The following is a 26,427-nucleotide window of genomic DNA, read 5'->3' as shown; positions in this document are numbered from 1 at the left end:
CGCTTGCGGCATGCTCCTCTCCGACCGCGACATCCGGGCTCAGATCGAGGGCGGCCGCATCGGCCTCGACCCGTACCTGCCCGAGCTGCTGCAGCCCTCGAGCTTCGACGTGCGCCTCGATCGGTTCTTCCGGCTCTTCGACAACCACAAGTACCCGTTCATCGATCCGTCGGTCGACCAGCCGGAGCTCACGCGGCTCATCGAGTCCGATCCGAATGAGCCGTTCATCCTGCACCCGGGCGAGTTCGTGCTCGGCGCGACCTACGAGCAGGTGACCCTGCCCGACGACATCGCCGCGCGCCTCGAGGGCAAGAGCTCGCTGGGACGTCTCGGTCTGCTGACGCACTCGACCGCCGGCTTCATCGACCCCGGCTTCTCGGGGCACGTCACCCTGGAGCTGAGCAACGTCGCGACGCTGCCGATCAAGCTCTGGCCCGGCATGAAGATCGGCCAGCTCTGCTTCTTCAAGCTCACCTCTCCGGCCGAGAAGCCCTACGGCTCGGCCGACTACAGCTCGCGGTACCAGGGCCAGCGCGGGCCGACCGCCTCGCGCTCGTTCAAGAACTTCCACCGCACCGACGTGTCGGTGACCGAGGCGGGCGCGCTCGGCGGCTGACCGCATCCGCTCGTCAGTGCTGCCTCGTGCGACCTGGTGCGACCTGGTGCTGCCTGGTTCTGCCGGGGACGCGCGGGCTGCCTGATCCCGAATGACGGGGATCGAGCGGATGCGCATCCGCTCGCCTGCGTCGGTGCGCTGTCGCTGCCGCGAGTTCCGTCATTCGGGATGAGGGGGCGGGGAGGTGCGGCCTGTGAGGGGCTGCCTGGTTCTGCCGGGGACGCGCGGGCTGCCTGATCCCGAATGACGGGGATCGAGCGGATGCGCATCCGGTCGCCTGCGTCGGTGCGCTGTCGCCCGCGGGAAGTCCGTCACTTGGGATCGAAGGGCGAGCGGGATTGAGGGGCGGGGTGGTGCGGCCGGGGAGGGGCGGCGGAGGCAGGCTGCCGGAGCCGTCAGGCGCCCTGCTCGAGCTGCCAGACGAGCCAGGGGCTGAAGGCGAAGCGGGTGCCGAGCACCGACTCGCGCAGTGACTCGGGGGTGGTCCAGGCGAATTCCTCGACCTCGGCCGGGTTCGGCTGCAGCTCGCCGACCAGGCGCGCGCGGTAGACCGGGCAGACCTCGTGCTCGACGATGCCGCTGGCGTCGACGGCGCGGTAGCGGAAGTCGGGCAGCACCGGCTCGATGGCCTCGATCTCGGCGCCGAGCTCGAAGCGGGCGCGGCGGCGGATGGCGTCCTCGAAGGACTCCCCGGGGGCCGGGTGGCCGCAGAACGAGTTGGTCCAGACGCCGGGCCAGGTGAGCTTCGACAGCGCGCGTCGGGTCACCAGCACGCGGCCCTCGGCGTCCACCACATGGCACGAGAAGGCCAGGTGCAACGGCGTCTCCGTGTCGTGCACGGTGGCCTTGGCGGCGGTGCCGATGGGGGCTCCGGCCTCGTCGAGCAGCACGACGAGCTCCTCGTCGAGCGGGGTGCCCGTATTGCTGTGTACCACCTGCGTCGCCTCCTGGTCGCGGAACGCCCCCACGTTACCCTCAAGTATGGAAGCGCAGCCCCCGATCATCGAGGCCCGGGAGGCTGGGCCCGCGGTGGACGCGGTGCTCGAGCGGCACTTCGCGATCAGTCGCCGCCGCGCTGCCGTCTACGGTCCCGATTTCGCCGAGCTGTGGGCCGAGCTGGAGCGGGCGACGGCGGGGGCAAGCGGTTCCGACCCCGCCTGGTCATCGCCACCTACGAGGCGCTCGGCGGCACCGACCGCACCGCGGCGGCCTACGTCGCCGCCGCCTTCGAACTGCTGCACACCGCGCTCGTGCTGCACGACGACGTGATCGACCACGACTTCCACCGCCGCGGCGTGCCCAACGTCGCGGGGCACTACCGCGAGCGCGCGCTGCAGCGCGGCGCGAGCCCCGAGGACGCGGCGCACCGCGGTGCATCCGCTGCCGTCATCGCCGGCGACCTGGCGCTCTCGGCCGCGCACCGGCTCATCGACCACTCCGGTGTGGAGGACGTGCTGCGCGAGCGCCTGCTGGAGGTCATGGACGAGGCGCTCTTCGCCTCGGCCGCCGGTGAGCTCATGGACCTGGACATGTCGCTGCACTCGGCCGCCGAGGTCGACGACATCGTGCTCATGGAGCGTTACAAGACCGCGGTCTACTCCTTCGAGTGCCCGCTGCAGGCAGGCGCGCTGCTCGCCGGCGCCGAGCTGCGCGTCGTCGACGCCCTCGCCGAGGCGGGTCGCGAGCTCGGTGTGGCGTACCAGATCGTCGACGACCTGCTCGGCGTGTTCGGCGACGAGGGGCAGACCGGCAAGACCACGCTCGGCGACCTGCGCGAGGGCAAGCGCACGGCGCTGATCGCCTACGCCGCCCGCACGAGCGCGTGGGCCGATCTGCAGCACCTCGTCGGCAAACCCGACCTCTGCGAGGACGAGGCGGGCACCGCGCGCGTCGCGCTCGAGGCGTGCGGGGCCCGCGCCTTCGCCGAGGAGCTGGTGCGCGAGCACGCCGCCCGGGCGAGCGCGCTGCTCGACCACGAGTGGGTGCCGGAGGCGGTGCGGACCTCCATCCGTCCGCTGGTCGAGCCGATGCTGGACCGGGTGCGCTGATGACCGCGCAGCAGGGCCGGGAGCGCCGTCACGCCCCCGAGGGCCGCCTCGACCTCTACAGCTCCGTGGCGCACGACTCCTCGCGCGTCGTGATCGCCCGCTACTCCACCTCGTTCGCGATGGCGACGCGGCTGCTGTCGCCGGCCATCCGATCGCAGGTGGAGGACGTCTACGCGCTCGTGCGCGTCGCCGACGAGATCGTCGACGGCGCGACCGCGCAGGCCGGGCTCGATGCGCTCGCCGCCGCGCGCATCCTCAACGACCTGGAGCGCGACACCGAGCAGGCGCTCGAGGACGGCTTCAGCGCCAACCTCGTCGTGCACGCCTTCGCGCGCACCGCCCTGGCCACCGGCTTCGGCACCGAGCTGACCCGGCCCTTCTTCGCCTCGATGCGGATGGACCTCGACCAGGGCGAGCACGACGAGCGCAGCTTCGACGAGTACGTCTACGGCAGCGCCGAGGTGGTCGGCCTGATGTGCCTGCGCGCCTTCCTGCACGGCGAGACCGTGACGCCGGAGCAGGATGCGCGGCTCGTCGACGGCGCCCGCAGGCTCGGCGCCGCGTTCCAGAAGGTCAACTTCCTGCGCGACCTCGCGGCCGACTTCACGACCCTCGGCCGCAGCTACTTCCCGGGCGTTGCGGTCGGATCGTTCACCGAGGAGGACAAGCTGCGACTCGTCGCCGACATCGATGCCGACCTGGCCGTCTCCGCGGCCATCGTGCCGGAGCTGCCGGTGGGCGCCCGCCGGGCCGTGTGGCTGGCGCAGGCGCTGTTCCAGGAGCTCAACGAGCGCATCCGCCGCACGCCCGCCGACCGGCTCATCGAGGCGCGGGTGCGCGTGCCCGCCGCGGTGAAATGGCGGCTCGCGGCGCAGGCGGTGACGAAGTGAGCGCGCTCGAGCCCGGCAGCCGCGTGATCGTCATCGGCGGCGGCATCGGCGGCCTCGCATCCGCCGCCCTGCTCGCCCGCGACGGTCACGAGGCGACGCTGCTCGAGGGGCGGGACGTGCTCGGCGGTCGCGCCGGCGTCTGGGAGCGCGACGGCTTCCGCTTCGACATGGGCCCCAGCTGGTACCTCATGCCGGAGGTGTTCGACCACTTCTTCCGCCTCTTCAGCACGAGCGCCGACGAGCAGCTCGAGCTGGTGCGCCTCGACCCCGGTTACCGCGTCTTCGCCGAGGGCGAGCGCGAGCCGATCGACGTGGCCGCCAGCCGCGAGGCCAACGTGGCGCTCTTCGACCGCCTCGACCCCGGTTCCGGCGCACGCCTCGAGCGGTACCTCGACTCCTCCGAGGAGGCGTACGAGCTGGCCAAGCGGCGCTTCCTCTACACGAGCTTCGGCTCGCTGCGGCCCGTCTTCCTCGCCCCCGAGGTGCTGGCGCGGCTGCCCAAGCTGGTGCGACTGCTCACGCAGAGCCTCGACGGCTACGCGGCGACGGTCACCGACGATGTGCGCCTGCGGCAGATCCTCGGCTACCCGGCCGTCTTCCTCGGCGGCTCGCCCTACTCGACGCCGAGCCTCTACCACCTGATGAGCCACCTAGACCTCGAGGGCGGCGTGCTCTACCCGCAGGGCGGCTTCGGCACCGTCATCGATGCGATCCGCCGCGTGGCCGAGGGCGCCGGCGTCGCGATCCGCACCGGCGCGCCGGTGGCGCGCATCCTGCAGCAGGGGTCCCGCGCGACCGGCGTGGAGCTGGCCTCGGGCGAGCGGATGGAGGCGGATGCGGTCGTCAGCGCCGCCGACCGCCACCGCACGGAGACGGCCCTGCTCGGCAGGCAGGACGAGCGCCGCTGGTCGAAGGTGCCGCCCGGATTCAGCGCGATCCTCGTCTACCTCGGCATCGAGGGACGGGTGCCCGAGCTCGAGCACCACAACCTCTTCTTCACCAGCGACTGGCACGCCAACTTCGACGCCATCTACGGCGATGCGCCGCGCCTGCCCGATGTGCCGAGCGTCTACGTCTGCAAGCCCAGCGGCATCGACGCGACCACGGCGCCGGAGGGCATGGAGAACCTCTTCGTGCTGATCCCGGTGCCGGCCGATCCCGGCATCGGTCACGGCGAGGAGGACGGCGACGGCTCCCCCGCCGTCGAGCGCTACGCCGACCGGGTGATCCGGCAGGTCGCCGACTGGGCGGGCATCGACGATCTGGCGGGCCGCATCCGCGTGCGCCGCACCTACGGTCCGGGCGACTTCGTCGACGACTTCGGCGCCTTCCGGGGCGGCGCGCTCGGCGGGCCGGCGCACACGCTCGGCCAGAGCGCCATGTTCCGCGCGTCCAACGCCGACAAGCAGCTGCAGAACCTCTTCTACGCGGGGGCATCGACGACGCCGGGCATCGGCCTGCCGATGTGCCTCATCAGCGCCGAGGCGCTGGCGAAGCGTCTGCGCGGCGACACCTCGACCGAGCCGCTCGACGAGCCGGTGCGGGTGCCCGCCGGCTGATGGGCGTCCTCTACCTCGTCGCCCTGGGCATCTCGATCACGGGCATGGTCGTGCTCGACCGGCGCTTCCGCCTGTTCTTCTGGCGGGACGCGCGGCGGGCCGCGATCGTGCTGCCCATCGGGATCGTCTTCTTCCTCATCTGGGACCTCTTCGGCATCGGCCTCGGCATCTTCTTCCGCGGCGAGACCGCGTTCATGACCGGGCTGCAGATCGCTCCGGAGCTCCCGATCGAGGAGGTCTTCTTCCTCACCCTGCTCTGCTACCTGACGATGAACCTCTACGGCGCGTTCGAGCGGCGGGAGGCGCGCGCGTGACGTACTGGGCGCTCAACGCCGTGTTCCTGGCCGTCGTCGCGGCGGTCGCGGTGCTGGCCGTCGCGCGACGGCGCCCGCCGCGCTGGCGGGCGCTGCTCGCATCCGCTGCGATCCTGCTCGTCATGACGGCGGTGTTCGACAACATCATGATCGGCGTCGGCCTCGTGGCCTACGACGCCGACCGCATCAGCGGCCAGTTCATCGGCATCGCGCCCCTCGAGGACTTCGCGTACGCGATCGCCGCCGTCGTCATGCTGCCGGCGCTGTGGCACCTGCTGCCCGCAGCCCGTCGTCCCCGCCCCGAGAAGAAGGACCCGTCGTGAGCACCGTCCGCGCCCTGCTGCTCTCCAGCCGTCCGCTCAGCTGGGTCAACACGGCCTACCCCTTCGCCGTGGCGTACCTGCTGGTGCACGGCGGCATCGACCTGGCCTGGGCGATCGGCACGATCTACTTCCTGGTGCCCTACAACCTGGCGATGTACGGCATCAACGACGTCTTCGACTACGAGAGCGACCTGCGCAATCCGCGCAAGGGCGGCGTGGAGGGCGCGTTGCTCGATCGGCGCTTCCACCGCACCACGCTCTGGGCGGTCGTCGTCACGAACGTGCCCTTCCTCGTCGCGCTGGTGGCGCTCGGCAGCGCGCTGTCGTGGGTGGTGCTCGCCGTGAGCGTCTTCGCGGTGATCGCCTACTCGGCGCCGGTGCTGCGCTTCAAGGAGCGCCCGTTCCTCGACTCGCTCACCTCGAGCACGCACTTCGTGAGCCCGGCGGTGTACGGGCTCGCGCTGGCCGGGGGCTCGTTCGACGCCACGGCGTGGCTGGTGCTCGGCGCCTTCTTCCTCTGGGGCATGGCCAGCCACGCCTTCGGCGCGGTGCAGGACATCATCGCCGACCGCGAGGGCGGCATCGGCTCGATCGCCACCGTCATCGGCGCCGCGCCCACGGTGAAGCTCTCCGTGCTGCTCTACGTCGCCGCCGGGGTGCTGCTCGCCTTCGCCGGTCCGCCCGCCGCCTGGGCCGGCCTGCTGGCGCTGCCGTACGCCGTGAGCATCCTGCCCTGGTGGTCGGTGCGCGAAGCGGATGCGGAAGGCGCGAACCGCGGCTGGAAGCGGTTCCTCTGGCTCAACTACGTCACCGGCGCGCTCGTGACGATGCTCATCATCGGGATCGTCACGTTCGGCTGATCAGGTCTCGCGCCCTGCCTCTGCTGGTTTGGGGCGCACCGGCGACATCGGGGCGCGCGGCCGCATGCCCCTTCGTCGTCGAAGCGCCCCGAAGCGACGTGTCGGGTCCCGCGGACTCCGCTAGGTTCTCCCCAGGGGAACGGGGGACGGATGCGCACTGCACCGATCGTCGCCGTCGCGATCGCGACGCTGCTGCTGCTGGCCGGATGCACGGGTGAGGCGGGGCCGGAGCCGACGCCGTCGGCCGAGTCGCGGACGGTGGAGCGCTCCCCGGACGTCGCGGCGGAACCGGCTCTCCCGGACATCGCGGTGGGCACCGTCGTCGCGACTGGAACGCTGGTGCCGGTGCTCGGCTCGACCAGTGGTGAGGTCATCGTCACGGCGCTCGGAGGCAACGACTACTCGATCGACATCGTCGACTTCGTCTCGGATCGCGCGGACGAGCCCGACGCCTACCTCTGGCCGGATCCGCCCGGCGGGGAGGTCGACTGCAGCGGCAACCTCACGGGCGCCCACGGCATCAACGAGGAGCGCTCGGGGTCGGGGGATTCCGCTGGCGCTGGTACTTCGGGTCGTTCAACACCTCCGACGAACGCGGCAAGGGGGATCCCGCGCACATGGACGCGCTGGTCCTGCGTGATGGCGATTCGCTGACGCCGCACAGCGAGGGACCGAGCTGCCTCGACAGCATGACCGCCTACGCCCCGCTCACCTGGACCCTCCCGGTCTTCCACGAGGTGCCGCCCGTCGTCGACGGCGGTCCGCGCGAGGGCGCGAGCGGCACGACGACCTCCGACGGAACCGGCCTGCTCGGTTACGAGGTCGCCGAGGGCGACGACTCCCGTGCCGTGGCGGAGCGCTTCGGGCTGGCGATGGAGGACTTCGTCTACTGCAATCCGAACCTCGGCGGGGCGACCGACCACCCGCACCTGCGCCCCGGCAGCACTCAGGCCCTCCGAGCACCGGCGAGGTCGTAGCCCGGAGCCCGCCGCAGCCGGCGGGCGCGCCGCCAGTCGAGCACCAGCGCGAGCAGCAGGCCGAGCACGGCGCCCGTGCCGTTCGCGAGCACGTCGCGCAGGTCGGCGGTGCGGCCGGGCAGCAGCGCATCCTGCGCGAGCTCGATCAGTCCCGAGGCCGCAACGCCGATCGGCGCGACGAGCCAGCGTCGGCGCCGCAGCAGCGCCGCGAGCAGCGCGGCCGGCGGCACGAAGAGCAGCACGTTCGCGGCGAACTCCACCCGCGCATGCGTGACAGGCGGGAACCACTCGTGCACGCGCTCGATGAGCGGCACGATGTCGCGATCGACGTGCTGCGGCCAGAGCACCACGAGCAGCAGGCCGGCGCCGTACACGCCGAGGGCCGCGAGCGCGATCCGGCGACGCCCGCGGGGAGCGTCCGTCGGGCCTCGCATCCGTGCAATCTAGCCGCCGAGTCGAGCGGATGCGCTGGACGGCATCCGCGCGCCGCGCCGCCGCCGCCTCCCGCAGCTGCGCTCGCCGTCCCGTGCCCCGCCGCGGACCGGGAGAATGGTCGGGTGTACGCCTTCATCCGCCACGGCCAGACCGACTGGAATCTGAACGACAAGCTGCAGGGGGCGACCGACATCCCCCTCAACGACACCGGCCGGCAGCAGGCCGTCGAGGCGGCCGCCGCGCTCGCCGGAGGCCCCTGGACGGCGATCGTCAGCTCGCCGCTGTCGCGGGCGCGCGAGACGGCGCGGATCATCGCCGAGCAGCTCGGCCTGGAGCTCGGCCCGGCGTACCCCGAACTCATCGAGCGCGACTACGGCCCCCTCGAGGGGGCGCCGTCGAGCGCCAACATGGCCGCCTACCCGAAGCGCGACTACCCGGGTGCGGAGCCGCTCGCCGACGTCGTCGCCCGCGGTCGCGCGGGCCTCGCGAAGGTGGCCGCCGACTATCCGGACGCCGACGTGCTCATCGTCTGCCACGGCACCCTCATCCGCTACACCCTCGCCGACCTCGCCGGCCGCACGGTGCCCGGCATCCTCAACGGCTCCGTGTCGACGTTCTCGCTGGCCGGGGACGTCTGGACCGTCGACACCATCAACGGCTCGCCGCTCGAGGCGGTCGTGGAGACGGGCGACGAGACGGGCGACGAGCACCGGGCGGGCATCGCGGGCTGAGCGCCTCGGGGGTCCGCGCCGGGCGTCGGGACCGCCCGCCGCGCTCCCGGGCTCCGCTCAGGCCGGCCTCGCCAGACTGGGAGGATGCCCGAGACCGAGCGCCTCGTCCTGCGCCCCTTCGACCCGGCCTCGCGGGGCGACCTCGAGGCGGTGCTCGACATCCACTCGCGGATGGAGGTCATCCGCTGGCTCAGCAACCCGCCGTTCACGCCCATGACCGACCTGGCGCAGGCGCGCGAGTGGATCGACGCGCGCCTCGCGATGACGGATGCGGACCCGCTGGCCCTGCAGTGGGCGATCGTCGAGCGCGGCACCGGCAGCACGGTCGGCGGAGTCGGCATCCAGCGCCTCTCGCGCCTCGCCGACTCGGAGTCGACTGACCCCGCGGTCGGCACCGGCTTAGTCGGCGAGTACGAGATCGGATGGCGGCTGCACCCCGACGCGGGCGGGCGCGGCTACGCCACCGAGGCGGCGCGGGCGCTCGCGGGGGCCGCCTTTGACGCCGGGATGGAACGGCTCGTCATCGACATGTACGACGACAACGGGCCATCGGCGGGGGTGGCGCGGCGGCTCGGCGCGGAGGAGATCGGCGTCGTGGCCGACCCGTGGTACGGCGGCACGTCCCTCGTGTTCGAGCTGCGCCCGGAGCACCTGGCGGGCTGAGCGGGCGTTCACCGCATCCGCGCGTCCCGCATCCGCGCGTCCCGCATCCGCTCGTCCCGCATCCGCTCGTCCTCTTGCCAAACGACGGAGATCTGCCCTCCTCAGCCCGAGTGCAGCGCTTGATCCCGCGGGGACGGGTGTCGGAGGCGTTCGATCTCCGTCGTTTGGGAAGACATTGCGGATGGCCCGGACGACGGACGGGCTCGAGCCCGGCGCCAGCCCGCTACACCCGGCGCACGTGCCGCGGCAGTCGCACCAGGAGCAGCAGCACGAGGCCGACCGCGAGCACGATCACGATGCCGAGCACGCCCCAGGCGGTGGAGTCGGCGAGGGTGATGAAGAGCGTCCAGAGCCCGGGCGCGATGAAGCTGGCCGCCCGGCCGGTGGTGGCGTAGAGCCCGAAGATTGCGCCCTCGCGACCGACCGGGCTCACGCGGGCGAGCAGCGCCCGGCTCGAGGCCTGGGCCGGGCCGACGAAGAGGCAGAGCGCGAGGCCGAAGACCCAGAACACGATCGTGCCGACGTCGCGCAGCAGGAACACGGCGAGGCCCGAGACGACGAGCCCGACGAGCGCGGTCGTGATGACGGCCTTGGCGCCGAAACGGTCGTCGTAGCGTCCCGCGACGATCGTGCTGACGCCGGCGACGAGGTTGGCGGCGATGCCGAAGATCACGACCTCCAGGAACTCGAAGCCGAAGACCGCGCTGGCGATGACCGCGCCGAAGGTGAACACCGCCGCGAGCCCGTCGCGGTAGACGGCGCTGGCGAGCAGGAACCAGAAGGTGGGGCGGCTGGTGCGCCAGAGGTCGACGACGTCGTTCCAGAGCACGCCGTAGCTGGCGAGGAAGCTCACCCGCTCGCGGCGCACCTCCTGCGGCACCTCCGGCACGTTGCGGATGAACGGGATGAGGAACACGAGCATCCAGACCGCGCAGCCGACCGCGACGAGCCGGAACGGCAGGCCGTTCTCCGTGGGCAGCCCGAACCAGTCGAGCGTGTACGCGGAGACCACGATGACCAGCGCAATGATGCCGCCGACGTAGCCGAGCCCCCATCCGAGCCCGCTCACCCGCCCGACGGTCGAGGGGGTGGAGACCTGCACGAGCATCGCGTTGTAGTTGACGGCCGCGAGCTCGCTGAAGATGGTGCCGACCGCGACGAGCCAGGCGCCGAGCTGGAAGAAGGACGGCTGGCCCTGCACCAGGAAGAGGCTGGCCGTGACCGCGATGAGCACGAACGTGTAGGCGAGCAGCCAGAACTTGCGCTTGCCGGCCGCATCGGCGCGCTGCCCGAGCACGGGAGCGATGGCGGCGATCGCGAGTCCCGCCACCGTCGAGGCCAGGCCGAGGCCGCTCGTCAGCTCGGCGAGCCCGCGATCCTTGGCCGGGTCGCCGTCGGGCAGGGCGGCGACGCCCGGGTCGAGGAAGGTGTCGGTCGTGAGGTAGAGCGCCGTGAAGACGAAGGTGAGGATCACCGAGTTGAAGGGCTGGGTCGCCCAGTCCCAGAGCGCCCAGGAGACGACCTGCCTGCGGGGCACGACCTTGCCCTCCTGCAGGTCGAGGCCCATGGTCGCGACCGCGCCCGTGTTCGCGGTGGTGGGGATGCGAGGAGCCTCGTCGGTCATGGCGCTCACGCTATCCACAGCCGGTGAACGGGCGGTAGCCCCTCGGTGCGGGCGTAGCCTGAGCGGATGCGGTCCCATCGTCTCGAGGAGGTCCCCGGCGCTCCCCGCGCCGGCGGCAGGTAGGCGCGCGCCTCCCTTCTCCATCACGATCACCGCCCGCCTCGCTGCGCGGGCACCAACCTGAGGACCCTCATGCGACCCATCGATCCCGCGCGCCTGCGCGACTGCTTCATCAACGTGTCCGTGCGCGAGCGCGCGGCCATCCCCTGCCCGACCTCGACGCCGCCGACTGGGCGTCGCTGGACTACCTCGGCTGGCGCGACCGCAAGTCGCCGGCGCTCGGCTTCGTCGTCGTCGAGCTGGACGGCGAGCCGGTCGGCATCGCGCTCCGTCAGGCCGATGCGCCGACCCGAACCCGACCGCAGTGCGCCTGGTGCGAAGACGTGCAGCTGCCCAACGACGTGGTGTTCTTCTCGGCCAGGCGAGCCGGCGTTGCGGGCCGGAAGGGGGACACCGTCGGCACGCTCGTCTGCTCGGCCTTCGAGTGCTCGGTGAACGTGCGCCGCCGCCCGACGCTGGCCTACGTCGGCTTCGACCTCGAGGCCGAGCGGCAGCGGCGCATCGGGGTGCTCGGTGAGAACGCCCGCGGCTTCGCGCGCAAGGTGCTGGAGGGCTGAGGCGACCTCCTCCCCCTCATCCCCCATGCCGAATGCAGTGCATCCCGCCCGTCGGCCGCTCGCCCGCCCCGTCGTGGCGGGAGGGCCCAGGAGAGCACTGCATTCGGCAGCGGGGCGGATGAACGGGGCAGGGCGGGGTGCGCATCCGCTCGCAAACTGAGAGTTGAGCCGGAACGGCGCAACTTCGAGCCGCTCGACTTGACGCGCGCATCCGCTCCTTGCAAACTTGACATCAAGCGACTCAGGTCGCCGCATAAACCCCGATCGTCAGAGGCTCTCCCGAACGATCGTCAGCAGAACAACCGGTCCCTCGAGAGCCTCGGGACCACCTCGAAGGAGCACGCTATGGCTCGAGCAGTCGGCATCGACCTCGGAACCACCAACTCGGTCGTCTCGGTCCTCGAGGGCGGTGAGCCCACCGTCATCGCGAACGCCGAGGGCCTGCGCACCACCCCCTCGGTGGTCGCCTTCACCAAGGACGGCGAGGTGCTCGTCGGCGAGACCGCGAAGCGCCAGGCCGTCACCAACGTCGACCGCACCATCGCCTCGGTCAAGCGCCACGTCGGCACCGACTGGACCACCGACATCGACGGCAAGCAGTGGACGCCGCAGGAGCTCAGCGCCCGCATCCTCGCGAAGCTGAAGGCGGATGCGGAGCAGTACCTGGGCGAGCCCGTCACCGACGCGGTCATCACCGTGCCCGCGTACTTCAACGACGCCGAGCGCCAGGCCACGAAGGACGCCGGCGAGATCGCCGGCCTCAACGTGCTGCGCATCATCAACGAGCCCACCGCGGCCGCCCTCGCCTACGGCCTCGAGAAGGGCAAGGAGGACGAGCTCATCCTCGTCTTCGACCTCGGTGGTGGCACCTTCGACGTCTCGCTGCTCGAGGTGGGCAAGGACGAGGACTTCTCCACCATCCAGGTGCGCTCGACCTCCGGCGACAACCGCCTCGGCGGCGACGACTGGGACCAGCGCATCGTCGACCACCTCATCAAGCAGTTCAAGAGCACCTCCGGCATCGACGTCTCGGGCGACAAGATCGCCCGCCAGCGCCTCAAGGAGGCCGCGGAGCAGGCGAAGAAGGAGCTCTCGAGCAAGACGAGCGTGTCCATCCAGCTGCCGTACTTCACCTACGGCGAGAACGGCCCGGCCAACCTCGACGAGACGCTGAGCCGCGCGCAGTTCGAGAACCTCACGAGCGACCTGCTCGAGCGCACCAAGAAGCCGTTCAACGACGTGATCGCCGAGGCCGGCGTCAAGGTCGCCGACATCGCGCACGTCGTGCTCGTCGGCGGCTCGACCCGCATGCCCGCCGTCTCCGAGCTCGTCAAGCAGCTCACCGGCAAGGAGCCCAACAAGGGCGTGAACCCGGACGAGGTCGTCGCCGTCGGCGCCGCCCTGCAGGCCGGCGTCCTCAAGGGCGAGCGCAAGGACGTCCTCCTCATCGACGTGACCCCCTGAGCCTCGGCATCGAGACCAAGGGCGGCATCATGACGAAGCTCATCGAGCGCAACACGGCCATCCCGACCAAGCGCAGCGAGACCTTCACCACCGCCGACGACAACCAGCCGTCGGTCGCCATCCAGGTCTTCCAGGGCGAGCGCGAGTTCACCCGCGACAACAAGAACCTGGGCACGTTCGAGCTCACCGGCATCGCGCCGGCGCCCCGCGGCATCCCGCAGGTCGAGGTGACCTTCGACATCGACGCCAACGGCATCGTGCAGGTCTCCGCGAAGGACAAGGGCACCGGCGCCGAGCAGCGCATCACCATCACCGGTGGTTCCTCCCTCTCCAAGGAGGACATCGAGCGGATGGTGCGCGAGGGCGAGGAGCACGCCGCCGAGGACAAGGCGCGCCGCGAGGCCGCCGAGCTGCGCAACAACGCCGAGCAGCTCGCCTACTCGATCGAGAAGCTGCTCAAGGAGAACGACGAGAAGCTGCCCGAGGAGGTCAAGAGCGAGGTGCAGGGCGATGTCGACGCGCTGAAGACCGCGCTGGCCGGCGAGGACAACGACGCCGTGCAGTCGGCGTACGACAAGCTCAACGCCAGCCAGACCAAGCTCGGCGAGGCGATCTACGCCCAGTCCCAGTCGGAGCAGGCCGCGGGCGACGCCCCGGCCGGCGAGCAGCCGAAGGCCGACGACGAGGACATCGTCGACGCCGAGGTCGTGGACGACGAGGACGAGAAGAAGAAGGACTGACGATGACCGACGAGACGAACCAGCACCCGGACGACGAGCAGCGGCCCGTCGACCCCGAGTCCGGCGAGCCTCGCGAGCAGCAGGACGCCCCGGCGGCGGAGGACGACTCCGCCGCCGAGGGCGGCACCTCCGTCACCGACGAGGAGCTCGAGGCGCTGCTCGACGAGGGCGAGCGCGATCTGCTCGCCGAGTACCGCGACATCGCGGCCCGGTCGCAGGCCGAGCTGCAAAACTTCCGCAACCGGGTCGAGCGCGACCGCCAGGCGAACCGCGAGTCGGTCATCGCCGAGGTGATCCGCAACCTGCTCCCGGCGATCGACGACCTCGACCGCGCCGAGAGTCACGGCGACCTCGCCGAGGGCTCGCCCCTGGCGATCGTGGCGCAGAAGATCCGCGGCGGCTTCGAGAAGTACGGCCTCAAGGCCATCGGCACGAAGGGCGAGCCCTTCGACCCGAAGCTGCACGAGGCACTGGTCCAGCTGCCGATCCCCGGCACCGAGGAGCAGGTCGTGCACGACGTCATCGAGACCGGTTACGCCCTCGGTGAGCGCCTCATCCGCGCCGCCAAGGTCGCCGTCGCCGTTCCCGCCGAGTAACCACCGAAGGGGGTGCCATGGCCAGCAACGACTGGTTCGAGAAGGACTTCTACGCTGTCCTCGGCGTCTCCAAGGACGTGAGCGACGCCGATCTGAAGAAGACGTACCGCAAGCTCGCGCGGCAGTACCACCCGGACTCCAACCCGGGCGACGCGGCCGCCGAGAAGCGCTTCAAGGAGATCAGCGAGGCGTACTCGGTGCTCTCCGACAAGGAGCACCGCGCCGAGTACGACCAGATGCGCGCCATGGGCGCGGGCGCTCGCTTCCAGTCCGGCGGCGGCGGCGGCTTCGAGGACGTCTTCGGCGGCATGTTCGGCCAGGGCGGTCGCCCTGGTCGCGGCGGCCAGCCGAACTTCGAGGACGTGCTGGGCGGCATGTTCGGCGGCGGCGGCTTCGGCCGCGGCGGCTTCCGAGCACCGTCCAAGGGGCGCGACCTCGCGGCCAGCACGACCCTCGACTTCGTCACCGCGGTGACGGGCGACACGGTCAAGCTGCAGGCCTCCGGCGGGGTGCCGCTCAGCGTGCGCATCCCGGCGGGCGTGGCGGACGGGCAGAAGATCCGTCTGCGCGGCAAGGGCGAGGCCAGCATCGACGGCGGCGAGTCCGGCGACCTGATCCTCACGGTGACGGTGCGCCCGCATCCGGTCTTCGAGCGCGACGGCCTCAACCTGCGCGTCGACGTGCCGGTCACCTTCGTCGAGGCGGCGCTCGGCGCCACCATCGAGGTGCCCACGCTCGGCGGCGACCCCGTCAAGCTCAAGGTCGCCCCGGGCACGCCCAGCGGCCGCGTGCTGCGGGTCAAGGGCCGGGGCATCGCGACCAAGGACGCCACCGGCGACCTGCTCGCGAGCGTGCAGGTGGCGGTGCCCTCGCACCTCAGCGACAGGGCGCGCGAGGCGGTCGAGGCGCTCGCCGCGGCGCTGCCCGCCGAGAACCCGCGGGCCGATCTCATCGACCGCGCCCGGTGATCGATCCGAGCCGCGCGTCCCTCCGGGGCGCGCGGCTCGGTCGTATCCTGAACGAGACGACCAGCGGATGGAGGAGCGGATGGACGAGAACAGCCCCCTCTTCGCGATCGCGGTCGCCGCGGAGCTCGCGGAGATGCATCCGCAGACCCTGCGCCAGTACGACCGCCTCGGCATGGTCGTGCCGCAGCGCACGGCCGGCAAGAGCCGGCGCTACTCGATGCGCGACGTCGCCCAGCTGCGGGAGATCGCGCGGCTCGGACACGAGGGTCTGAACCTCGAGGGCATCCGCCGCATCCTCGAGCTCGAGAACGAGAACACCGAGCTGCGCGCCCGCGTGCGCCAGCTCGAGACCGCGCTCGAGGAGGAGGTGCTCAACCGCCCCGGCAGCCGCGTCTTCGCCGCCGGCCCCGAGGGCCGCGGCGGCGTGGTGCCGCTGCGCCAGGGCACCCGGCCCGCCCGCAGCACCCAGGTCGTCGTCTGGCGGCCGTTCGGCCCGGATGCCTGAGCTGGCGCTCGAGCAGCTGCGGCGCTGGCCCGATGTCGAGGCCCCTGAGCTGCAGGCGCACGACGCGACGGACGCGTACCTGCTCGACGAGACCGGGCTGGACGGTTACGGGCCCGACGAGATCGTCGTCATCGGCGACCGCTACGGCGCGCTCACCCTGGGGCTGCTCGCCGCCGGGGCGACCGGCGTGCGCACCCACCAGGACGGCGCATCCGGCGAACTCGCCCTCGCCGCCAATGCCGAGCGCGCCGGCCTGGAGGGGTACGCGTCCCTGCCGCTCGACGAGTCCCTGCTGCAGGGTGCTCGCCTCGTGCTGCTGCAGCTGCCGCGGGGGCTCGACGCGCTCGACGAGGTGGCGGGCGCGGTGGCGCGCTGGGCGCATCCGTCCGTCCGCCTCGTGGCCGGAGGCCGCGTCAAGCACATGAGCCTCGCCCAGAACGAGGTGCTCGCGCGGCACTTCGACTCGGTCGAGGCCGGCCTCGCCCGCCAGAAGTCGCGGCTGCTGCGCGCCAGCGGGCCCCGCCCGACGGCCAGCGCCTGGCCCCGTCGGGCCCGCATCGCCGAGCTCGACCTGGACGTGCTCGCGCACGGCGCGGCCTTCGGCGGCACCGCCCTCGACCCGGGCAGCCGCCTGCTGCTGCAGCACCTCGATCGCCTGCCGGCCGCCGGCACGGCGGTCGACCTCGGCTGCGGAACCGGGCTGCTCGCCGCGACCCTCGCCCGCCGGGCGCCGGGGCTGCGCGTCGTCGCGACCGACCAGTCCGCTGCGGCCGTCGCCTCCGCCCGCGCCACCGCCGCGGCCAACGGGCTCGACATCGAGGTCGTGCGAGCGGATGCGATGAGCGCCTTCGACGACGGCGCCGTCGATCTCGTGCTGCTGAACCCGCCCTTCCACATCGGCGCCACCGTGCACGCCGGCATCGCCCGCAAGCTCATGGCGGATGCCGCCCGCGCGCTGCGCCCCGGCGGCGTGCTCTGGACGGTCTGGAACTCGCACCTGCAGTACGCGCCCGACCTGCGGCGCCTGGTCGGGTCGACCGAGCAGGTGGCGCGCGACCGCCGCTTCACGGTGACGCGGAGCGTGCGCACCCTGCCGGCGTCCGGCTCCGCTCGATAGCCTGGAACCCTCGAACGGGGGAGCCACCATGACGCAGCCGCACTTCGTCCAGCAACCGTATGGTCCGGTTCCGCGCCCGAAGCGCCCGCCGCTCACGAAGCGGCAGGCCGGTGGCGCGAGGGTGGCCGGGGCCGTGGGCTTCTCGCTGCTGACCCTCGGATGGATGGTGGCGCTCGGCGCGATCAGCGCCGTCGCGTTCGTGGGGCTGTTCACCTGGATCTTCGACCTCGTCGGCACCGCCGGCGACGGTCGGCAGGAGGGCTACGCCGAGGTGGAGGCGTTCATCGCGCAGCTGCAGCTGGGCACGTGGAGCGGATGGCTGCTGGTCGCCGCCGGCGCGGGCGTCGTCGCGATGGTGGTCGGCCTGCTCGTCAGCGCGCTGATCCTGCGCTCCTCCGGCGCCGCGCGCCCCTGGGCGATCACGTGGGCCGCCTTCGGCATCGCGATCGCGGCGCACTGGGTGCTCGGCTGGATCCCGTGGTTCCTGGTGCAGCTCGTGCCGGGCGCCTTCCCCTTCGTCGACCCGACGGGGTGGCTCTGGCTCACCGGTGCGACGATCGCGATCGGCATCCTGCTCTCCTGCGCCATCGCCGCGGTCATCGGCGCGCTCAGCTGGTGGTGGATGGCGCACGCGCTGCGTGCCGCGGCGCCGGCGTCGATCGCCTGAACGACGCCGCAGCCGCAGCCGCACTCGAACCGCCGCGGCCCGGCTCCCCCGCTTCTCCCCTCCGCTCCCCCTCACCCCCACCCCCTCTCACCAAAATGAAGGAGATCTGACGCGCCGCGCGCCGCGCGCTGCGGGTATCCATCGGCGTGTCTTGAAAATCTCCTTCGTTCTGGAACGAGCTGGGGTGGGGAGCTGGGGTGGGGTGCCGGGGTGGGGAGCCGGGGTGGGGAGGGGTGCGTGGGGCGCGGGGTGAGGGGGCGCCGCATCCGCTCGTAGGATCGGCTGGTGCGCCACGTCTTCGATCTCGAGCGGATCGGGGCTGGGCTGCCCGTCGCCGGTTCGCGGGGCGAGCTGGAGGCTGCCGCGGCGCGCGGGGCGATGGTCGTCACCGCACCGCCCGGCACGGGCAAGACGACCTTCGTGCCACCGCTGGTCGCGAGCCTCGTGCCCGGCAGGGTGCTGCTCACGCAGCCGCGCCGCGTCGCCGTGCGGGCGGCCGCGCGGCGCATCGCGGGCCTCGACGGCAGTGCGCTCGGCGGGCCGGTCGGCTTCACCGTGCGGGGCGAGCGGATGGTCGGCGACGCCACCCGCATCGAGGTCGTCACCCCGGGCGTGCTGCTGCGGCGCCTGCTGGCCGATCCCGCGCTCGAGGGCGTCGAAGCGGTCGTGCTCGACGAGGTGCACGAGCGCTCGGTCGACGGCGATCTGCTGCTGGGCATGCTCGCCGAGGTGCGCGAGCTGCGCGACGACCTGCTGCTCGTCGCCATGTCGGCCACGCTCGACGCCGGTGCGGTGGCCGCGCTGCTGGGCCACGACGACCGCAGCGGTGCCGCGGAAGGCACTGTCGCCGCCATCGTCAAGGTGCCGGCGGCGCTGCATCCGCTCGTCGTCGAGCACGCCCCGGCGCCCGGTCCGCGGCTCGGCCTGCGGGGTGTTCCCCGCGAGTTCCTCGACCACGTCGCCCGCACGGCGATCGCCGAGCAGGCGCGGGACGGAGCGGATGCGCTGGTCTTCGTGCCCACCGCGCGCGACGTCGACGAGGTGGTGCGCCGCATCCGCGACCGCTCCGACGTGGAGGCGCTGCCGCTGCACGGACGGCTGCCGGCCGCGCAGCAGGACCGGGCGACCGCCGGTCGCGGCGTCGGCGATCCGCCGCGCATCGTCGTGACCACGGCGCTCGCGGAGAGCTCGCTCACCGTGCCCGGCGTGCGCCTCGTCGTCGACGCCGGCCTCGCGCGCGAGACCCGCCGCGACGCCGCCCGCGACATGACCGGCCTCGTGACGGTGAGCGCCTCGCGGGACAGCCTCGAGCAGCGCGCGGGCCGCGCCGCCCGGCAGGGCCCGGGGCGTGCCGTGCGGCTGTTCACCGAGGCCGAGCAGGCCGCCTTCCCGCGGAGCGGGGCGCCGGAGATCGCCAGCGCCGACCTCACGGACGCCGCGCTCCTCCTCGCCGCCTGGGGCACCCCGGCGGCGACGGGCTGCGCCTGCTCACGCCCCCGCCGACCACCGCGATGGCGAGCGCGCAGGCGACCCTGCGCGACCTCGGCCTCGTCGACGACGACGGACGCGTCACCGCGCTGGGCACACGAGTTTCGCGCATGCCCGTCGGCGTGCGCGAAGCCCGTGCGCTGCTCTCGGGCGTCGCCGACGGGCTGCTGCCGCGCGCGGTCGCCGAGGTCGTCGCGGCGCTGGCCGGCGATGCGCGCGACAGCGGCGCCGATCTGCCGCGGCTGCTGCGCCAGCTGCGCGACGGCAGCGCGCCGGGCACTCAGCGCTGGCGGGCCGAGAGCCGGCGGCTGGCCTCATTGGTGCCGGGTGGTGCTGCGAGCGCGGAGCGAGCGGATGCGGGCGGGCGCGCGGGGCCGGTGCCCGCATCGGCCGAACCGGGTGCCGCGCGGTCCGCGTCCGCTCCGGCCGCCCGGTCCGCCCGGTCCGCATCCGCTCCCGATGCGGGTGCGGCGCGGTCCGCATCCGCCGACCCCGCCGGCATCGTCACCGCCCTGGCCCGCCCCGACCGGCTCGCCCGCCTGGTCGCCGACCGCAGCTACCTGCTCGCGAGCGGCACCCGCGCCGCGCTGCCCGAGGGCAGCGGCCTGATCGGCACCGAGTGGCTCGCCGTGCACGAGGTGCAGCGCGCCGAGGGCCGCGCCGCCGACGGCACCGGTGCGGTCATCCGCCTCGCGGCCCCCATCGCCGAAGCGGATGCGCTGCGCCTCGGCCCCCTGCGCGCCGAGCGCGAGGCGCGCATCGACGGCGGCCGGGTGCGCGTGCGCGAGCAGCGGCGCCTCGGCGCGATCCTGCTGTCGAGCACTCCGGTGTCGGCGACCCGCGACGACGTGGGCCCCGCCTTCGCCGCGCACCTGCGCGAGCTCGGCCTCGACGCCCTGCACTGGACGGATGCGGCCACCGCCCTGCGGGCCCGCCTCGCCCTGCTGCACCGCGAGCTCGGCGCCCCGTGGCCGGCGGTCGACGACGAGCAGCTGCTCGCCGCGCTCGAGCCCGATCTCGCCGGGCTGCGACCCGACGCCTCGCTGCAGCGCCTTGACGTGCTGAGCGCGCTGCGCAGGCTGCTGCCCTGGCCCGAGGCCTCGCGCCTCGACGAGCTCGTCCCCGAGCACCTCGCGGTGCCGTCCGGTTCGCGGGTGCGCATCGCCTATTCGGCCGATCCCGACGGGCGCCCGGTCGTGGCGGTCAAGCTGCAGGAGCTCTTCGGCCTCGCCGAGACCCCGCGGCTCGTGCAGGGCCGGGTGCGGGTGCTGTTCCACCTGCTCTCCCCCGGCCGCGCGCCGCTCGCGGTCACCGATGACCTCGCGTCCTTCTGGAACGGTCCCTACGCCGACGTGCGCAAGCAGATGCGGGGGCGCTACCCGAAGCATCCGTGGCCCGAGGATCCGTGGACGGCGCCGGCGACCGCGAAGACGACGAAGCGGATGCGCGAGGGCTGAGCGGCTCGTCCGCTCGCGTCGACGATGGACGGCGCAGTCCACGGCGCCGAGGATGCGACGAGTCGCGCACGCAGGCGACGAGCATCCATGCTGGTCGTATGCGCTTCACCCATGAGCTCGGCGACGGATATGCACTCGCGCTGCGGACGCTCGATACCGCCGAGGAGATGCACGCGCTGACCATGGCCAACCTCGACCGTCTGCGTCGTTGGGAGCAGTGGGCGCTGTACGAGCAGAGCCTCGAAGCCACGACGGCGTTCACGCAGGCCCAGCTCGCCAGCTACGTGAGCGGCGACGTGCTGCCGACCGTGCTCCTGCGCGGCGAGGTCATGATCGGCTCCGTCTCGCTCCGCATGGACCATGCCGCCCGCACCGCCGAGATCGGCTACTGGGTCGACGCCGCTGCCGAGGGTCGAGGCGCCGTCACGAGGGCATGCTCGGCATTGCTGCGCGAGGCCGACGCCCGGGGCATCCGACGGGTCGAGATCCGCACCACCGTCGACAACGTGCGCAGCCTGCGCGTCGCGGAGCGGCTGGGCTTCCAGCGGGATGCGGTGCTCGCCTCGGCGATGCCGCACGGGGACGAGCGCAGGGATCTGGCGGTGTACGCGCGCGTCACCGACGGGTGAACCGGGACGCGACGGAGGGGCGGGCCCCACAGGACCCGCCCCTCCGCATCCGCTTCGTCTCGCCGGATCAGCGGCGCACGGCCGCCGCGGCGCTCACCAGCCCCTCGCCGAAGTAGGCGTTGTCGCGCGGCTCGCCCGTGCACACGCCGTCGGCCGGGCACGGCACGTCGACCGCCTGGCGCTCGAGCAGCTTCGCGAGCTCGTGGGGGCCGGCCCACGGATGCGTCGACGCGAGCAGCGCCGCGACGCCCGCGACGTGCGGCGACGCCATCGAGGTGCCCGACGAGGTGCCGTAGCCGCCGCCGTCGATGGTGGAGAGGATCGCCGAGCCCGGCGCCGCGACGTCGATGACGCCGAGGCCGTAGTTCGAGAAGCCCGACTTCGCGCCGTCGGCCTGCGTGGAGCTGACCGTCACCACGCCGTCGACCTCGGTCGGGATGTCGAGGCATCCGGCGTCGATCGGCCGCTCGACGGGGGTGCCGTCGTTCGGGCTCGAGTCGTCGCTCACCTTGTTCGCCAGGTCGGTGGAGGCGTTGCCGGCGGCGGCGACGTTGAGCACCCCGCGGCGCTCGCTGTACTCGACCGCGCGAGTCACCGCCGTGAGCACGGCGCCCTGGTCGGCGTCGTCACCGCACCAGTACATCCACGGGTCGACGTAGTAGCTGTTGTTGCTGATGTCGGCGCCCGTGGCGGCGGCGTGCATGAAGCCGCAGATCGCCGCCTCGGCGAAGATGTAGCCGTCGTCGTTGACCACCTTCACCGCCGAGACGCGCGCACCCGGCGCGACGCCGACGATGCCGACGCCGTTGCGCTGCGCGGCGATGGTGCCGGCCACGTGGGTGCCGTGCGAGCTGGTGGTCGGCTGCCAGGACTCGTAGGAACCGTCGGCGACGCCGCTGAGGCAGCTGGCCGAGGCGCCCTGATCGACGGCGGCCTCGAGGTCGGGGTGGTCGCCGTCGATGCCGGAGTCGATCACGGCCACGAGTACTCGATCGGAGCCCTCGGTGACCGCGTGCGCCTCGGGCACGCCGATCGCGGCCATGTCCCACTGCTCGCCCTCGCGCGGATCGGGTACGACCTCCTCGACGGCCTCGAGCTGCGAGCCCTCGGCGACCTCGCTGCGCGACTGCATCCGCTGCAGGCCCTGCGCGGGCTCGCCCAGGTAGGTGGGGTCGGTCTCGGCGACCGGCACGGTGCGGGTCGCGCCCGCCGATTCGACGTGGCGATCGCGGCGCACGGACTCGGCGAAGTTGGCGTTGTCCGATTGCGCGATCACGACGCCGAGCTCGGGGTAGGCGGCGATGACCGTGCCGCTCGCGGCCTCGACCGCGCGCTCGACCTGCTTGGTCTGGCCGCGGTTCGCGCGCTCGGCGTTGACGGCGTAGTTCATGAGGTCACCGGCGACGTAGGGCGGGGTCGGCTGGTGGTGCCCGCCGCCGCGGCCCTCCTCGTCGGCGCTCGCCGCCGTGGCGGGGATGAGGCAGGCTGCGGCGAGACCTGCCGCGACGGCGATGCCGAGCGCGCCGCGCCTGTAGCGTCCGATGGTGGTGCGATGGAGCATGTGCTGTTCCTCCAGGGGTTCAGACGGACATGATGGCCGAGCGTATCCCCCGAACGGGGGTCGCCCTGGAAGCGCCGGTGAATCTGGCACTCGGTGGGGTCGAGTGCTAATCTTGAGTCAACACAACTCAAGTCTTTCGAGGAGGACATGATGGCCAATCTGCAGGGTGCTCCCTCGACGCAGGAGAAGCAGAAGACCGCCCTGGAGAAGTACGGCATCGACCTGACCGCGATCGCCCGCTCGGGCAAGCTCGACCCGGTCATCGGCCGCGACGCCGAGATCCGCCGCATCAGCCAGGTGCTGACCCGGCGCACCAAGAACAATCCCGTGCTCATCGGCGAGCCCGGCGTCGGCAAGACCGCCGTCGTCGAGGGTCTCGCCCAGCGCATCGTCGCGGGCGACGTCGCCGACTCGCTCAAGGACAAGCGCCTGGTGAGCCTCGACATGTCGGCTCTCGTCGCCGGTGCCAAGTACCGCGGCGACTTCGAGGAGCGGCTCAAGGACGTGCTCAAGGAGATCGACGAGAGCGACGGTCAGGTCATCACCTTCATCGACGAGCTGCACACGCTCATGGGTGCGGGCGGTGGCGAGGGCTCCGTCGCGGCCGCCAACATGCTCAAGCCGATGCTCGCCCGCGGCGAGCTGCGCCTCATCGGCGCCACGACGCTCGACGAATACCGCGAGTACATCGAGAAGGACGCCGCGCTCGAGCGCCGCTTCCAGCAGGTCTACGTCGGCGAGCCCAGCGTCGAGGACACCGTCGCGATCCTGCGCGGCCTCAAGGAGCGCTACGAGGCGCACCACAAGGTCGCGATCGCCGACACGGCGCTCGTGGCCGCCGCATCCCTCAGCCACCGCTTCATCACCGGCCGCCAGCTGCCCGACAAGGCGATCGACCTCATCGACGAGGCCGGCAGCCGGCTGCGCATGGAGATCGATTCGGCGCCGGTCGAGATCGATGTGCTGAAGCGCCAGGTCGACCGGCTGCTGCTCGAGGAGCTCGCGCTCAAGCGCGAGAAGGACGAGGCCTCGCAGGCCCGCCTCGAGAAGCTGCGCGAGGACCTGGCGGCGAAGCAGGCCGAGCTCGGCGTGCTGCAGCAGCGCTGGGAAGCGGAGCGCGCATCCCTCAACCGCGTCGGTGACCTCAAGGGCATCCTCGACGACCTGCGGATGCGCGCCGAGCGCGCGCAGCGCGAGGGCGACCTCGAGACGGCCTCGCGGCTGCTCTACGGCGAGATCCCCGTGGTCGAGCGCGAGCTCGTCGAGGCGGAGCGGGACGACACGCAACCGGGCGAGCGGATGGTGAACGAGCAGGTCACCGATGACGACATCGCCGCCGTCGTGGCCGCCTGGACGGGCATCCCCGTCGACCGGCTCACCCAGGGCGAGACGGAGAAGCTGCTGAACCTGGAGGGCGAGCTGGGCAAGCGGCTCATCGGCCAGAAGCGCGCCGTGCGCTCGGTCGCCGAGGCCGTGCGACGCTCGCGCGCGGGCATCGCCGACCCCGACCGACCCACCGGCTCGTTCCTCTTCCTCGGCCCCACCGGCGTCGGCAAGACCGAGCTGGCCAAGGCGCTCGCCGAGTTCCTGTTCGACGACGAGCGCGCCATGGTGCGCATCGACATGAGCGAGTACGGCGAGAAGCACTCGGTGGCGCGGCTCATCGGCGCGCCGCCCGGCTACGTCGGCTACGAGCAGGGCGGGCAGCTGACGGAGGCCGTGCGGCGGCGGCCGTACTCGGTGATCCTGCTCGACGAGGTCGAGAAGGCCCACCCCGAGGTCTTCGACACGCTGCTGCAGGTGCTCGACGACGGGCGGCTGACCGACGGTCAGGGCCGCACGGTCGATTTCCGCAACACGATCCTGGTGCTCACCTCGAACCTCGGCAGCCAGTTCCTCACCGAGCCCGGGCTCTCCGACGGCGAACGCGAGTCGTCGGTGCTCGCAGTCGTACGCGACTCCTTCAAGCCGGAGTTCCTCAACCGCCTCGACGACATCATCGTGTTCAGCGCACTGAGCATCGAGGACCTCGGCCAGATCGTCGAGCTCACCATCGACCGGCTGCGCCGGCGCCTGCAGGGCCGCCGCCTCGAGCTGGCGGTGACGCCGGATGCGCGCCGCTGGCTGGCCGAGCACGGCTACGACCCGGTCTACGGCGCCCGCCCGCTCCGGCGGCTCATGCAGCACCAGATCGACGACCGGCTCGCGAACGCGCTGCTGAGCGGCACGGTGCGCGACGGCGACACGGTGCGGGTGGACCTCGATCCGTCCGGCGACGGGCTGGCGGTGGCCTCCGCGGAGGTGTGATCGGCGGGGAGCGGATGCGGGGCCCCGGAGCTGCGGCTCGCATCCGCTCGCCGCGCTCGCCGCGCTGCGTCCCGCTGCGCCCTGCTTTGCCCTGAGCGCCCCTTGGCCCTGAGCCTCCCGCAGCCCACCTGCCATCCGCAGATCGGCGGGTTCCTGCCGCTTTCGGCTGGCGGGAGCGGCTGTTCCTCGCCGATCTGGAGTGCTGCGGACCCGCAGGGGTAGCGGGAGTGCGCATCCGCTCGCCGTTGACGCGGCACCCGTAGCGTCGCGCGGGCGTGTCACCCCTCGCTCTGCTCCTCGTCCTCGGCGCCGCCGTCGCCCACGCCGTCTGGAACGTGCTCGCGCACGGCGTCGGCGTCTCGGGCGTGCTGCACGTCGCGCACATGCTGGTGCTGCAGGGCGGCTACGCCCTCGCCGACCTGACCGTGTCGCTCGTCGCGCCGATGCGCGAGGTCGACGTGGTGCTCGTGAGCCTCTGGGGCGGGTTCGTGCCCGCCGAGGATCGACCCTGGGCGCGCCTGGTCGCCGCGGTCGTCGCTGCGGCCGGCCTGGTGCTCGTGGCGCTCGGCGGCTGAGCACGTCGTCGAGCCTACGGCGTCCGCTCGGCTGCCGACCGTGCCGTCGAGCCTACGGCGTCCGCTCGGCTGCCGACCGTGGCGTCGGCCCTTCGGAGTACGCGCACGACGGCGCGGTACCGGAGCGGATGCTGCGCTGTCATCCGCGTACTGCGGACCCGTTCGTCGGACCCGTTCGTCGGGTCCGCTCGCCGCTGGCGGTCAGTCGCGCTCGGCGAGCAGCGCGGCCATGTCGATCGGCTGGGTGAGCGTCTCGTCGAAGGAGGTCGGGGGCAGGGTGTTCTCGGGCACGGTGTCTCCAGGGTGAGGTTCGGGTTCGGAATGATTCTGCGACCGAGCGGATGCGCGCATCCCCCGCTCACACCGCGCGCCCATCCGCTTCCCCGCCCGGATCGAGCGTGGCGGCCTCGACTGTGCCCATGAGCGACAGCATCGGCAAGGGCGACCGGGTCTCGTGGGACACCCCGCAGGGGCGCACCCAGGGCAAGGTCGTGGACCGCAAGACGAAGGACTTCTCCATCGAGGGCAACGACTTCACCGCAAGCGAGGACGAGCCGATGCTCGTCGTCGAGTCGGAGAAGACGGGCGCGCAGGCGGCCCACAAGCCGAGCGCGCTGCGCAAGCTCAAGCGCTGAG

At 72.5% G+C, this 26,427-nt stretch carries 25 protein-coding genes and 2 pseudogenes; 23 read left to right on the top strand and 4 right to left on the bottom strand.

Translation table 11 applies throughout. The features are described from left to right. The first annotated feature begins 10 nt into the window (after window positions 1-10). A complete protein-coding gene (gene dcd, locus QQK26_RS10825; protein ID WP_284232600.1) occupies window positions 11-616 on the top strand; it encodes a dCTP deaminase in 606 nt (201 codons plus the stop codon). Window positions 617-1,011: 395 nt separating this feature from the next. Here the strand turns inward: dcd and idi are convergent, their stop codons facing one another. Beyond that, window positions 1,012-1,551 (bottom strand): isopentenyl-diphosphate Delta-isomerase, encoded by a 540-nt coding sequence (gene idi / locus QQK26_RS10820; RefSeq protein ID WP_284234566.1) that lies wholly within the window; start codon window positions 1,549-1,551, stop codon window positions 1,012-1,014. Window positions 1,552-1,722: 171 nt separating this feature from the next. Between idi and QQK26_RS10815 the strand changes: the two genes are divergently transcribed. The 8 genes from QQK26_RS10815 (at window position 1,723) to QQK26_RS10780 (ending at window position 7,587) form a co-directional block, all read left to right on the top strand. Further along, complete coding sequence (locus QQK26_RS10815) at window positions 1,723-2,664, top strand: polyprenyl synthetase family protein (protein WP_284232598.1); 942 nt, start codon at window positions 1,723-1,725, stop codon at window positions 2,662-2,664. Then, window positions 2,664-3,554: a phytoene/squalene synthase family protein gene (locus tag QQK26_RS10810; RefSeq protein WP_284232597.1), complete on the top strand. Its 891-nt coding sequence runs from the start codon at window positions 2,664-2,666 to the stop codon at window positions 3,552-3,554. The genes QQK26_RS10815 and QQK26_RS10810 overlap by 1 nt, the downstream gene beginning before the upstream one ends. Next, window positions 3,551-5,113, top strand: a complete 1,563-nt coding sequence (crtI, locus tag QQK26_RS10805; RefSeq protein ID WP_284232595.1) for a phytoene desaturase family protein — start codon at window positions 3,551-3,553, stop codon at window positions 5,111-5,113. The genes QQK26_RS10810 and crtI overlap by 4 nt, the downstream gene beginning before the upstream one ends. After that, on the top strand, window positions 5,113-5,427 hold the full coding sequence (locus QQK26_RS10800; RefSeq protein WP_284232593.1) for a lycopene cyclase domain-containing protein: 315 nt from the start codon (window positions 5,113-5,115) through the stop codon (window positions 5,425-5,427). Before crtI ends, QQK26_RS10800 begins: the two co-directional genes overlap by 1 nt. After that, window positions 5,424-5,750 carry a lycopene cyclase domain-containing protein gene (locus tag QQK26_RS10795; RefSeq protein ID WP_284232586.1) on the top strand — a complete coding sequence of 109 codons (327 nt, stop codon included), beginning with the start codon at window positions 5,424-5,426 and terminating at the stop codon, window positions 5,748-5,750. Before QQK26_RS10800 ends, QQK26_RS10795 begins: the two co-directional genes overlap by 4 nt. Further along, a complete protein-coding gene (locus tag QQK26_RS10790; protein ID WP_284232584.1) occupies window positions 5,747-6,610 on the top strand; it encodes a prenyltransferase in 864 nt (287 codons plus the stop codon). Before QQK26_RS10795 ends, QQK26_RS10790 begins: the two co-directional genes overlap by 4 nt. A gap of 150 nt (window positions 6,611-6,760) precedes the next feature. Beyond that, complete coding sequence (locus tag QQK26_RS10785; RefSeq protein WP_284232582.1) at window positions 6,761-7,264, top strand: LptM family lipoprotein; 504 nt, start codon at window positions 6,761-6,763, stop codon at window positions 7,262-7,264. 35 nt (window positions 7,265-7,299) lie between these two features. Further along, on the top strand, window positions 7,300-7,587 hold the full coding sequence (locus QQK26_RS10780) for a hypothetical protein (protein WP_284232581.1): 288 nt from the start codon (window positions 7,300-7,302) through the stop codon (window positions 7,585-7,587). Here the strand turns inward: QQK26_RS10780 and QQK26_RS10775 are convergent. After that, window positions 7,557-8,021 carry a VanZ family protein gene (locus tag QQK26_RS10775; RefSeq protein WP_284232578.1) on the bottom strand — a complete coding sequence of 155 codons (465 nt, stop codon included), beginning with the start codon at window positions 8,019-8,021 and terminating at the stop codon, window positions 7,557-7,559. The two genes, QQK26_RS10780 and QQK26_RS10775, sit on opposite strands and share 31 nt — an antisense overlap. A gap of 123 nt (window positions 8,022-8,144) precedes the next feature. Here QQK26_RS10775 and QQK26_RS10770 point away from each other — a divergent pair, with 123 nt between their 5' ends. Continuing rightward, on the top strand, window positions 8,145-8,753 hold the full coding sequence (locus QQK26_RS10770; protein WP_284232576.1) for a histidine phosphatase family protein: 609 nt from the start codon (window positions 8,145-8,147) through the stop codon (window positions 8,751-8,753). A gap of 84 nt (window positions 8,754-8,837) precedes the next feature. Then, a complete protein-coding gene (locus QQK26_RS10765) occupies window positions 8,838-9,416 on the top strand; it encodes a GNAT family N-acetyltransferase (RefSeq protein WP_284232574.1) in 579 nt (192 codons plus the stop codon). 223 nt (window positions 9,417-9,639) lie between these two features. On the opposite strand, the gene QQK26_RS10760 is transcribed toward QQK26_RS10765, so the two are convergent. Then, window positions 9,640-11,040, bottom strand: coding sequence for an MFS transporter (locus QQK26_RS10760; RefSeq protein WP_284232572.1), 1,401 nt, complete (start codon window positions 11,038-11,040; stop codon window positions 9,640-9,642). A gap of 164 nt (window positions 11,041-11,204) precedes the next feature. Between QQK26_RS10760 and QQK26_RS10755 the strand changes: the two genes are divergently transcribed. The 9 genes and pseudogenes from QQK26_RS10755 to QQK26_RS10715 all read left to right on the top strand — a co-directional run bounded on the left by QQK26_RS10755 (window position 11,205) and on the right by QQK26_RS10715 (window position 21,348). Continuing rightward, on the top strand, window positions 11,205-11,717 hold the full coding sequence (locus QQK26_RS10755) for an FBP domain-containing protein (RefSeq protein WP_348520051.1): 513 nt from the start codon (window positions 11,205-11,207) through the stop codon (window positions 11,715-11,717). A 345-nt stretch (window positions 11,718-12,062) separates the two neighbouring features. Beyond that, window positions 12,063-13,921: pseudogene (gene dnaK / locus QQK26_RS10750) on the top strand (molecular chaperone DnaK). A gap of 2 nt (window positions 13,922-13,923) precedes the next feature. Further along, entirely contained in the window at window positions 13,924-14,517 is a 594-nt protein-coding gene (locus QQK26_RS10745; protein WP_284232570.1) for a nucleotide exchange factor GrpE, read from the top strand. Window positions 14,518-14,534: 17 nt separating this feature from the next. Next, the gene (locus QQK26_RS10740; protein ID WP_284232568.1) at window positions 14,535-15,485 is read left to right on the top strand and encodes a DnaJ C-terminal domain-containing protein; all 951 of its coding nucleotides are present in this window, start codon (window positions 14,535-14,537) and stop codon (window positions 15,483-15,485) included. A gap of 79 nt (window positions 15,486-15,564) precedes the next feature. Further along, window positions 15,565-15,990, top strand: a complete 426-nt coding sequence (locus QQK26_RS10735; RefSeq protein ID WP_284232566.1) for a heat shock protein transcriptional repressor HspR — start codon at window positions 15,565-15,567, stop codon at window positions 15,988-15,990. Further along, the gene (locus QQK26_RS10730) at window positions 15,983-17,107 is read left to right on the top strand and encodes a class I SAM-dependent methyltransferase (protein ID WP_284232561.1); all 1,125 of its coding nucleotides are present in this window, start codon (window positions 15,983-15,985) and stop codon (window positions 17,105-17,107) included. Before QQK26_RS10735 ends, QQK26_RS10730 begins: the two co-directional genes overlap by 8 nt. Before the next feature lie 121 nt (window positions 17,108-17,228). Next, on the top strand, window positions 17,229-17,774 hold the full coding sequence (locus QQK26_RS10725) for a hypothetical protein (RefSeq protein ID WP_284232559.1): 546 nt from the start codon (window positions 17,229-17,231) through the stop codon (window positions 17,772-17,774). Window positions 17,775-18,056: 282 nt separating this feature from the next. Then, window positions 18,057-20,719 (top strand): annotated as a pseudogene (locus tag QQK26_RS10720) (ATP-dependent RNA helicase). A gap of 98 nt (window positions 20,720-20,817) precedes the next feature. Next, the gene (locus tag QQK26_RS10715; protein ID WP_284232557.1) at window positions 20,818-21,348 is read left to right on the top strand and encodes a GNAT family N-acetyltransferase; all 531 of its coding nucleotides are present in this window, start codon (window positions 20,818-20,820) and stop codon (window positions 21,346-21,348) included. Window positions 21,349-21,415: 67 nt separating this feature from the next. Here QQK26_RS10715 and QQK26_RS10710 read toward each other — a convergent pair whose 3' ends face one another. Next, window positions 21,416-22,909 carry a S8 family peptidase gene (locus QQK26_RS10710; RefSeq protein ID WP_284232555.1) on the bottom strand — a complete coding sequence of 498 codons (1,494 nt, stop codon included), beginning with the start codon at window positions 22,907-22,909 and terminating at the stop codon, window positions 21,416-21,418. 150 nt (window positions 22,910-23,059) lie between these two features. Here QQK26_RS10710 and QQK26_RS10705 point away from each other — a divergent pair, with 150 nt between their 5' ends. The 3 genes from QQK26_RS10705 to QQK26_RS10695 all read left to right on the top strand — a co-directional run bounded on the left by QQK26_RS10705 (window position 23,060) and on the right by QQK26_RS10695 (window position 26,426). Continuing rightward, a complete protein-coding gene (locus tag QQK26_RS10705) occupies window positions 23,060-25,216 on the top strand; it encodes an ATP-dependent Clp protease ATP-binding subunit (RefSeq protein WP_284234564.1) in 2,157 nt (718 codons plus the stop codon). A 275-nt stretch (window positions 25,217-25,491) separates the two neighbouring features. Beyond that, on the top strand, window positions 25,492-25,791 hold the full coding sequence (locus tag QQK26_RS10700; RefSeq protein ID WP_284232554.1) for a hypothetical protein: 300 nt from the start codon (window positions 25,492-25,494) through the stop codon (window positions 25,789-25,791). 419 nt (window positions 25,792-26,210) lie between these two features. Beyond that, on the top strand, window positions 26,211-26,426 hold the full coding sequence (locus QQK26_RS10695) for a hypervirulence associated TUDOR domain-containing protein (protein WP_284232552.1): 216 nt from the start codon (window positions 26,211-26,213) through the stop codon (window positions 26,424-26,426). Window position 26,427 lies beyond the last annotated feature (1 nt).

Origin of the sequence: Arenivirga flava (assembly GCF_030161575.1) — a bacterium.
GTDB lineage: Bacteria > Actinomycetota > Actinomycetes > Actinomycetales > Microbacteriaceae > Arenivirga > Arenivirga flava.
Note: the sequence above shows the minus strand (reverse complement) of the source record. Positions and strands in the feature narration are given on the sequence as shown.

Excerpts from the sequence above, each read along its gene's own strand:
- QQK26_RS10780 (WP_284232581.1), top strand. The coding sequence starts at position 7,300 with ATGACCGCCTACGCCCCGCTCACCTGGACCCTCCCGGTCTTCCACGAG.
- QQK26_RS10775 (WP_284232578.1), bottom strand. The coding sequence starts at position 8,021 with ATGCGAGGCCCGACGGACGCTCCCCGCGGGCGTCGCCGGATCGCGCTC.
- dcd (WP_284232600.1), top strand. The coding sequence starts at position 11 with ATGCTCCTCTCCGACCGCGACATCCGGGCTCAGATCGAGGGCGGCCGC.
- QQK26_RS10785 (WP_284232582.1), top strand. The coding sequence starts at position 6,761 with ATGCGCACTGCACCGATCGTCGCCGTCGCGATCGCGACGCTGCTGCTG.
- QQK26_RS10705 (WP_284234564.1), top strand. The coding sequence starts at position 23,060 with ATGGCCAATCTGCAGGGTGCTCCCTCGACGCAGGAGAAGCAGAAGACC.
- QQK26_RS10800 (WP_284232593.1), top strand. The coding sequence starts at position 5,113 with ATGGGCGTCCTCTACCTCGTCGCCCTGGGCATCTCGATCACGGGCATG.
- QQK26_RS10730 (WP_284232561.1), top strand. The coding sequence starts at position 15,983 with ATGCCTGAGCTGGCGCTCGAGCAGCTGCGGCGCTGGCCCGATGTCGAG.
- QQK26_RS10760 (WP_284232572.1), bottom strand. The coding sequence starts at position 11,040 with ATGACCGACGAGGCTCCTCGCATCCCCACCACCGCGAACACGGGCGCG.
- QQK26_RS10745 (WP_284232570.1), top strand. The coding sequence starts at position 13,924 with ATGACCGACGAGACGAACCAGCACCCGGACGACGAGCAGCGGCCCGTC.
- QQK26_RS10715 (WP_284232557.1), top strand. The coding sequence starts at position 20,818 with ATGCGCTTCACCCATGAGCTCGGCGACGGATATGCACTCGCGCTGCGG.
- QQK26_RS10710 (WP_284232555.1), bottom strand. The coding sequence starts at position 22,909 with ATGCTCCATCGCACCACCATCGGACGCTACAGGCGCGGCGCGCTCGGC.
- QQK26_RS10740 (WP_284232568.1), top strand. The coding sequence starts at position 14,535 with ATGGCCAGCAACGACTGGTTCGAGAAGGACTTCTACGCTGTCCTCGGC.
- QQK26_RS10810 (WP_284232597.1), top strand. The coding sequence starts at position 2,664 with ATGACCGCGCAGCAGGGCCGGGAGCGCCGTCACGCCCCCGAGGGCCGC.
- QQK26_RS10695 (WP_284232552.1), top strand. The coding sequence starts at position 26,211 with ATGAGCGACAGCATCGGCAAGGGCGACCGGGTCTCGTGGGACACCCCG.
- QQK26_RS10765 (WP_284232574.1), top strand. The coding sequence starts at position 8,838 with ATGCCCGAGACCGAGCGCCTCGTCCTGCGCCCCTTCGACCCGGCCTCG.
- QQK26_RS10735 (WP_284232566.1), top strand. The coding sequence starts at position 15,565 with ATGGACGAGAACAGCCCCCTCTTCGCGATCGCGGTCGCCGCGGAGCTC.